8 protein-coding genes are annotated in these 6579 nt (G+C 67.7%); 1 reads left to right on the top strand and 7 read right to left on the bottom strand.

The window, feature by feature from the left end:
• Nucleotides 1-88: 88 nt before the first annotated feature.
• The 4 genes from IT40_RS06710 to IT40_RS06695 form a co-directional block, all read right to left on the bottom strand.
• Complete coding sequence (locus IT40_RS06710; protein WP_036752139.1) at nt 89-847, bottom strand: electron transfer flavoprotein subunit beta/FixA family protein; 759 nt, start codon at nt 845-847, stop codon at nt 89-91.
• Nucleotides 848-967: 120 nt separating this feature from the next.
• The gene (locus IT40_RS06705; RefSeq protein WP_036752137.1) at nt 968-1540 is read right to left on the bottom strand and encodes a cob(I)yrinic acid a,c-diamide adenosyltransferase; all 573 of its coding nucleotides are present in this window, start codon (nt 1538-1540) and stop codon (nt 968-970) included.
• Complete coding sequence (locus IT40_RS06700) at nt 1540-1740, bottom strand: twin transmembrane helix small protein (protein ID WP_036752134.1); 201 nt, start codon at nt 1738-1740, stop codon at nt 1540-1542. The genes IT40_RS06705 and IT40_RS06700 overlap by 1 nt, the downstream gene beginning before the upstream one ends.
• 24 nt (nt 1741-1764) lie before the next feature.
• The gene (locus IT40_RS06695) at nt 1765-2583 is read right to left on the bottom strand and encodes an SDR family NAD(P)-dependent oxidoreductase (protein ID WP_036752131.1); all 819 of its coding nucleotides are present in this window, start codon (nt 2581-2583) and stop codon (nt 1765-1767) included.
• 103 nt (nt 2584-2686) lie between these two features.
• On the opposite strand from IT40_RS06695, the gene parC reads away from it, so the two are divergent.
• Nucleotides 2687-4930, top strand: a complete 2244-nt coding sequence (gene parC, locus IT40_RS06690) for a DNA topoisomerase IV subunit A (protein ID WP_036752156.1) — start codon at nt 2687-2689, stop codon at nt 4928-4930.
• A gap of 30 nt (nt 4931-4960) precedes the next feature.
• Here parC and IT40_RS28400 read toward each other — a convergent pair whose 3' ends face one another.
• The 3 genes from IT40_RS28400 to IT40_RS06680 all read right to left on the bottom strand — a co-directional run bounded on the left by IT40_RS28400 (nt 4961) and on the right by IT40_RS06680 (nt 6257).
• Nucleotides 4961-5116 (bottom strand): hypothetical protein, encoded by a 156-nt coding sequence (locus tag IT40_RS28400; RefSeq protein ID WP_155984334.1) that lies wholly within the window; start codon nt 5114-5116, stop codon nt 4961-4963.
• Nucleotides 5117-5220: 104 nt separating this feature from the next.
• A complete protein-coding gene (locus tag IT40_RS06685; RefSeq protein ID WP_036752128.1) occupies nt 5221-5802 on the bottom strand; it encodes a cytochrome b/b6 domain-containing protein in 582 nt (193 codons plus the stop codon).
• Nucleotides 5802-6257: a c-type cytochrome gene (locus IT40_RS06680; protein WP_036752125.1), complete on the bottom strand. Its 456-nt coding sequence runs from the start codon at nt 6255-6257 to the stop codon at nt 5802-5804. Before IT40_RS06680 ends, IT40_RS06685 begins: the two co-directional genes overlap by 1 nt.
• Nucleotides 6258-6579 lie beyond the last annotated feature (322 nt).

The following is a 6579-nucleotide window of genomic DNA, read 5'->3' as shown; positions in this document are numbered from 1 at the left end:
CCCAAGGACCCGACCGCGCCCACCGCCTTCGCCGTCGCGTCGCGGTTCAGCACCCCGTTCGTCACTTCCCCAAGCAGCAGAACAGCCATCAGATCACCCCCGCTTCCTTCAACTTGCCGACCAGCTCGTCCACCGAGCCGACCTTGATGCCGGCCTTGCGGCCCTCGGGCTCGCGCACCGAGACCACCTCCAGCCGCGGCGCGACGTCGACGCCGTAATCGGCGGCGGTCTTTTCCTCCAAGGGCTTCTTCTTGGCCTTCATGATGTTCGGCAGGCTCGCGTAGCGCGGCTCGTTCAGCCGCAGGTCGGCGGTGACCACCGCCGGCAGCGCCACCGCGATGGTCTGCAGCCCGCCGTCGACCTCGCGCGTCACCCTGGCCTTGCCCCCGTCGATCTCGAGCTTCGAGGCGAAGGTCGCCTGCGCCCAGCCCAGCAGCGCCGCCAGCATCTGGCCGGTCGCGTTCATGTCGTTGTCGATCGCCTGCTTGCCGGCGATGATCAGTTCGGTGCCCTCGGCCTTGGCCACCGCGGCGAGGATCTTCGCCACCGCCAAGGGCTCGATGTCTTGCTGCACGTCGTCCGTAGCGGTGACGAGAATGGCCCGGTCGGCGCCCATCGCCAGCGCCGTGCGCAGCGTCTCCGCCGCCTGCTTGACGCCGATGCTGACGGCGATGACCTCCTCGGCCACGCCCTTTTCCTTCAGCCGGATCGCCTCCTCGACCGCGATCTCGTCGAACGGGTTCATCGACATCTTCACATTCGCAAGATCGACGCCAGACCCGTCAGCCTTCACACGGGCCTTCACGTTGTAGTCGATCACGCGCTTCACTGGCACGAGGATCTTCATCAGCCTCTCCCCTTTGGTTGCGTCACCTTTTCGGAGGGTTTGTTAGCGGGCCATCGGCGGCAATGACAGGGAAAAAACGACCCTAACGCGTCGTAACATTTCCATTCCGTCATGTTGTCGCTAACGGCTGGCTCCTGGCACCCACAGGATATCCTGCGCGCCGTTTTCATTGGCGACGCGCCCCGCCACGAACAGCCAGTCCGACAGGCGGTTGAGATATTTCACGGCGGCCGGATTCGCATCCTCGGCCGCCGCCAGCGCCACGGCGGCGCGCTCGGCCCGCCGCGCCACGGTGCGCGACAGGTGCAGATGCGCCGACAGCGCCGAGCCGCCCGGCAGGATAAAGCTGCGCAGGGCCGAAAGCCCGGCGTTCATCGCGTCGATCTCGGCCTCGAGCCGCGCGACCTGGGCGTCGATGATGCGCAGCACCGGATAGGGCGCCTCGGCATCCTCGTCCATGCGCGGGCGCGAGAGGTCCGCGCCGAGGTCGAAAAGGTCGTTCTGGATCACCGCGATGCGCGCCGCGATCTCGCCCGCGGCATGCAGTCGCACCAGGCCCAGCGTGGCATTGAGCTCGTCCACCGTGCCATAGGCCTCGACCCGCAGGGAATGCTTGGGCACGCGCTCGCCGTTCGACAGCGCCGTCTCGCCCTTGTCGCCGGTACGGGTGTAGATCTTGTTCAGCACGACCATCAGCTGCTCCTGACCCAGAGATAAAGCAGGAAGACCGCGATGGCGATGGCCTGGGCGATGATGCGCCAGCGCATCATGCGGTTGCCGTGCTTGCGGTTGAATTCGCCGCCCTTGGCGAAGCCGCCGATGCCGGTGGCCAGGATCACCACCACGGCAAGGCAGCAGATCGCGAGCAGGTAGAAAAGCGGTTTGTCATGCATGGGCGGGCCCTTTCGGCGCGAAGCCTAGCTGCGGCGCGCGAACCAGTCCAGAGCGCGCGTGGAAAGAAGCCGCCGCCCGATGCCCGAGACATGGGTCGGCGTGGTGACGTAATAGCGCGGCCGGGGGCGCGGGCTTTCCAGCGCCTGGGCGATCCGGGCGCTGACGGCCGCGGGCGGCAGCTCGAAGCGGTCCTTCCTGGCCGCCGGCTCGTAGAGGCGCTTCAAGAGCGTGCGCCGGTATTGCTCGGCCCGCGGGCTGGACCGCCAGTCGATCCAGCGCTCGAAATGCGGGATCGAGTTCTGGCGGATCTTCGTGCCGATGGGGCCGGGCTCGATCAGGATGAAGCGCACCCCGGTATCGGCCATCTCGACGCGCAGCACGTCGGTCAGCCCCTCGAGCGCGAATTTCGTCGCCACATAGGCGCCGCGCCAGGGGATGCCGACGAGGCCCAGGACCGAGCTGATGTTCACCACCCGCCCGCCATGCGCGCGGAAATGCGGGATCAGCCGGCGGGTCAGGTCATGGGTGCCAAAGAGATTGGCCTCGAAGATCGCCCGCAACGCGCCGCGCGGCAGATCCTCGGCGGCGCCGGGGATCGCGAAGGCGGCGTTGTTGACCAGCGCGTCGATGCGCCCCAGCGCCAGCGCCGATTCGGCGCAGCGGGCGACGCTGTCCTCGCAGCCCAGTTCCAGGGGCAGGGTATCGAAACCCTCGGCGCGGCGGGCCTCGAGGTCCTCGGGCTTGCGGCAGGTGGCGATGACGCGCCAGCCGCGCCCGCGCATGTGCCGCGCCGCGTCCAGCCCGATGCCCGAGGAACAGCCGGTGATCAGAACGGTCTTCATGCGCGCCTCCTTGCCGGATGGGGTTCTGCGCCATGGCCGGGCCTTGCGCAAGCCGCGCATTTCCGGCTGGACCGGGGCGGCGCGCGGCCCTATTCAATCGGCCATGTCCGACGATCCGAATGTTCCCGATCCGACCCCGCCCGATCCCAGCGCGGATCAGACCAGCTCCGAGCCGCTGTCGCGCGCCATCGGCGAGCGTTACCTGACCTATGCGCTGTCCACCATCATGAACCGGGCGCTGCCGGATGCGCGCGACGGGCTGAAGCCGGTGCATCGCCGCATCCTTTACGCCATGCGCGAATTGCGGCTGAGCCCGACCGGCGCCTTCCGCAAGTCGGCCAAGATCAGCGGCGACGTGATGGGCAACTATCACCCGCATGGCGATGCCGCGATCTACGACGCCATGGCGCGTCTGGCCCAGCCCTTTGCCATGCGCTATCCGCTGGTGGACGGGCAGGGCAACTTCGGCAATATCGACGGCGACAACCCCGCCGCCAGCCGCTATACCGAGGCCCGGCTGACCGCGGCCGCCGAGGCGCTGATGGAGGGGCTGGCCGAGAACGCGGTCGATTTCCGCCCGAACTACGACGGCACGCTGGAAGAACCCATCGTGCTGCCCGCCGCCTTCCCGAACCTTTTGTGCAACGGCGCCTCGGGCATCGCGGTCGGCATGGCGACCAACGTGCCGCCGCACAACCTGCACGAGGTGATTGATGCCTGCCTGCATCTGATCAAGGCGCCGGATGCGCGCGACGACACCCTGGTCTCGATCGTGCCGGGACCGGATTTCCCGACCGGCGGCGTGCTGGTCGAATCGCGCGAGACCATCGCCGAGGCCTACCGGACCGGCCGCGGCAGCCTGCGGCTGCGGGCGCGCTGGTCGGTCGAGGATCTGGGCCGCGGCCAGTGGCAGGTCGTCGTCACCGAGATCCCCTACCAGGTGCAGAAATCCAAGCTGATCGAGCGGCTGGCCGAGGTGATCCAGCTGAAGAAGGTGCCGATCCTGGCCGATGTGCGCGACGAATCGGCCGAGGACATCCGCATCGTGCTGGAGCCGCGCACCCGCGCCGTGGACCCCGAGCAGCTGATGGCGGCGCTGTTCCGCGTCAGCGACCTGGAAGTGCGCTTCGGGCTGAACATGAACGTGCTGATCGACGGGCGCGTGCCCAAGGTCTGCTCGCTGAAAGAGGTGCTGCGCGCCTTCCTCGACCACCGGCGCGAGGTGCTGGTGCGGCGCTCGAACCACCGGCTGGACAAGATCGCCGCGCGGCTCGAGGTGCTGGAGGGCTACATGATCGCCTTCCTGAACCTCGACCGGGTGATCGAGATCATCCGGCACGAGGACGACCCCAAGGCGGTGATGATCGCCGAGTTCAAGCTGTCCGAGGTGCAGGTCGAGGCGATCCTGAACATGCGCCTGCGCGCGCTGCGCCGGCTTGAGGAAATCGAGCTGCGCGCCGAACACGAGAACCTGACCCGCGAGCGCGAGGGCCTGGCCGCCATGCTGGCCGACGAGGGCGCGCAATGGGCGAAGATTGCCGAGGAGCTGCGCGAAACGCGGGCGAAATTCGGCAAATCCGCCCCCGGCGGCCAGCGCCGCACCGAGATCGGCGAAGCGGGCGAGGTGGCCGAGATCGACCTGGATGCCATGATCGAGCGCGAGCCGATCACCGTGATCCTGTCGAAGATGGGCTGGATCCGCGCCATGAAGGGCCACCAGCCGCTGGACGCCGAGGTCAAGTTCAAGGATGGCGACGGCCCCTTCATGGCGATCCATGCCGAGACCACCGACAAGCTGATGGTCTTTGCCGCCAACGGCCGCTTCTATACCCTGCCGGCGAACAACCTGCCCGGCGGGCGCGGCATGGGCGAGCCCCTGCGGCTGATGATCGACCTGCCCAATGATGCCGCGGTGATCGACCTCTTTCCCTGGCGCGAGGGCGAGCGCTACCTGGTCGCCTCGAAGGCCGGGGACGGGTTTATCGTGGCGGCCAGCGACATGCTGGCGCAGACCCGCGCCGGCAAGCAGGTGCTGAACGGCGAGGCGTTGCTCTGCCGCCGCGTGACCGGCGACCATGTCGCGGTGGTGGGCCAGAACCGCAAGCTGCTGGTGTTTCCGCTGTCCGAACTGCCGGAGATGGCCCGCGGCAAGGGCGTGCGCTTGCAGAAATACAAGGACGGCGGACTGTCGGACGCGGTCTGCATCACCCTGGCCGAAGGGCTGCGCTGGCAGGAAACCGGCGGCCGGACGCGCAGCGAACCGGACCTGTCCGAATGGCTCGGCAAGCGGGCGGGCGCAGGCTATATGGCGCCGCGCGGCTTTCCGCGCGACAACAGGTTCAATTGAAAAAGGGCGGGTCTGGTCCCGCCCTTTACGCTAGCTGTTCACGCTCGGCGCGGGGGCCGGGCTTTCGGTCGGCGTGGTCGCCGCCGTTTGGTCGCTGGAGACCTTCTTGTGGCCGGGGCAATCCGCAAGCGCGGGAATGGCGGCCATCGAGAAAGCCAGCGCGAGGGCGACGGTCTTGCTGATCATCATCGGCTCCTTCGTGCGGTTCAGGCATGCCGGACAGGCCTGAGCGCAGGCCTCGACACGCTTTCAGCCTGACATGCGGGGGCGATTCGATCAATTCCGCTGCCTCAGTCTTCACGAACCTGTTTGCGGCCGGTAATCATCGGCCGCACCAGATCCTCGCGCTTCCAGTAGCGATAGAACAGGATCACCGCGACATGCAGCAGCACCAGGACCAGGATCAGGTTGGCGCCCAGGTTGTGCCAGCCCACCGCCTTGGACCGCGTGGCCCCGCTGACGTAAGAGGCCAGGGGCCCCACGTTGATATAGTCGTCGGGATCCGAGATCAGCCCGCTGCTGACCTGCGCCGCCAGCACCGCCAGCATGGCGATCACCGACAGCGCGCCCATCGGGTTGTGCCCCGGCCAATAGCTGGGCTCGCGCAGCATCAGGCCGCGCATATAGCCGGCGACGGCCTCCGGCCCGCGGACGAAATGCGAGAACCGCGCCGGGGCCGGACCGACGAAGCCCCAGACCAGGCGAAAGACCAGCAGGCCCGCCACGACATAGCCGCACCAGAAATGCAGCGTCATCCTGGCCGGGCCGAACTGGCCCAGGCCCCAGGCCGCGATGACGAAAAAGGCCAGCAGCCAGTGGAATGCGCGCAGCAGCGGATCCCACAGCCGGACCTCGCGCACAGGCCCTTTCATCAGCTCTTTTCGCGATAATTGTCGTGGCAGGCCTTGCAGGCGCCGCCCAGCTTCTGCACCACCGCGCCGACATCCCCCGCGCCGCCCCGGACGGCATCCGAGGCGCCGGTCGCCGCTTCGCCCAGCCCGGCGAACTTGGTGCGGAAATCCTCGGGGTTGGACCAGATGTCGGGCTTGGCCGCGCTGTCCTGGGCCTCGGACGAGCTGCTGCCTTCGATGAACAGGCTCGGCAGGTCGTATTGCACCAGCGCCTCGATATTGGCGGCGGCGCGGCTGGCCGCGGTCTCGTCATAGGCCAGGTCGCCCTTGGCCATGCCCGAAAGCGTGCCCATGTTGATGGCCAGCATCTGGTAAAAGCCGTGGCGGGCCTCGATGGCCTGCTTGATCGGGTCGTCCTGGGCCAGGCTGGCCAGCGGAACCGCAGCAAGGGCGGCGGCAGTGAAAATCAGGCGCATGTCGTCGTTCCTTTCATGTGGCATAGGGCTGCAATCGGGTTCGCGCCGCCTCAGAGTTGCACAGCCCGTCCCGCCTGCCAACGCATCCGGCGATGCCATTTTCGTGAAAACTCTCTGGTCCGGCGGGGTTTTCCGTTCGCGGAACCGTGGTTTTTTCACCGCCCGACGGTGCCGATGGTCAGGATTTGGGCAAAACCGCTCTCATTGCGGTTGCGCGGGGCTGCGGCGCTTGCGCCCTGCCGCGCGCCGGGTGCAGGCTGAAATGGACGGGGCATTATCCCGTTACCCCGCGCCGCACGGGGTGCTTCATGAGCGACCGCCG

Origin of the sequence: Paracoccus versutus (assembly GCF_000763885.1) — a bacterium.
Classification (GTDB): Bacteria; Pseudomonadota; Alphaproteobacteria; order Rhodobacterales; family Rhodobacteraceae; genus Paracoccus; species Paracoccus versutus.
The sequence above is the reverse complement of the archived record's forward strand: the minus strand, read 5'-3'. Positions and strand labels throughout refer to the sequence as shown.

What these genes read in the sequence shown, in the direction of transcription:
- IT40_RS06700 (WP_036752134.1), bottom strand. Translation starts at nt 1,740, where the DNA reads ATGCATGACAAACCGCTTTTCTACCTGCTCGCGATCTGCTGCCTTGCC.
- IT40_RS06680 (WP_036752125.1), bottom strand. Translation starts at nt 6,257, where the DNA reads ATGCGCCTGATTTTCACTGCCGCCGCCCTTGCTGCGGTTCCGCTGGCC.
- IT40_RS28400 (WP_155984334.1), bottom strand. Translation starts at nt 5,116, where the DNA reads ATGATCAGCAAGACCGTCGCCCTCGCGCTGGCTTTCTCGATGGCCGCC.
- IT40_RS06695 (WP_036752131.1), bottom strand. Translation starts at nt 2,583, where the DNA reads ATGAAGACCGTTCTGATCACCGGCTGTTCCTCGGGCATCGGGCTGGAC.
- parC (WP_036752156.1), top strand. Translation starts at nt 2,687, where the DNA reads ATGTCCGACGATCCGAATGTTCCCGATCCGACCCCGCCCGATCCCAGC.
- IT40_RS06705 (WP_036752137.1), bottom strand. Translation starts at nt 1,540, where the DNA reads ATGGTCGTGCTGAACAAGATCTACACCCGTACCGGCGACAAGGGCGAG.
- IT40_RS06685 (WP_036752128.1), bottom strand. Translation starts at nt 5,802, where the DNA reads ATGAAAGGGCCTGTGCGCGAGGTCCGGCTGTGGGATCCGCTGCTGCGC.
- IT40_RS06710 (WP_036752139.1), bottom strand. Translation starts at nt 847, where the DNA reads ATGAAGATCCTCGTGCCAGTGAAGCGCGTGATCGACTACAACGTGAAG.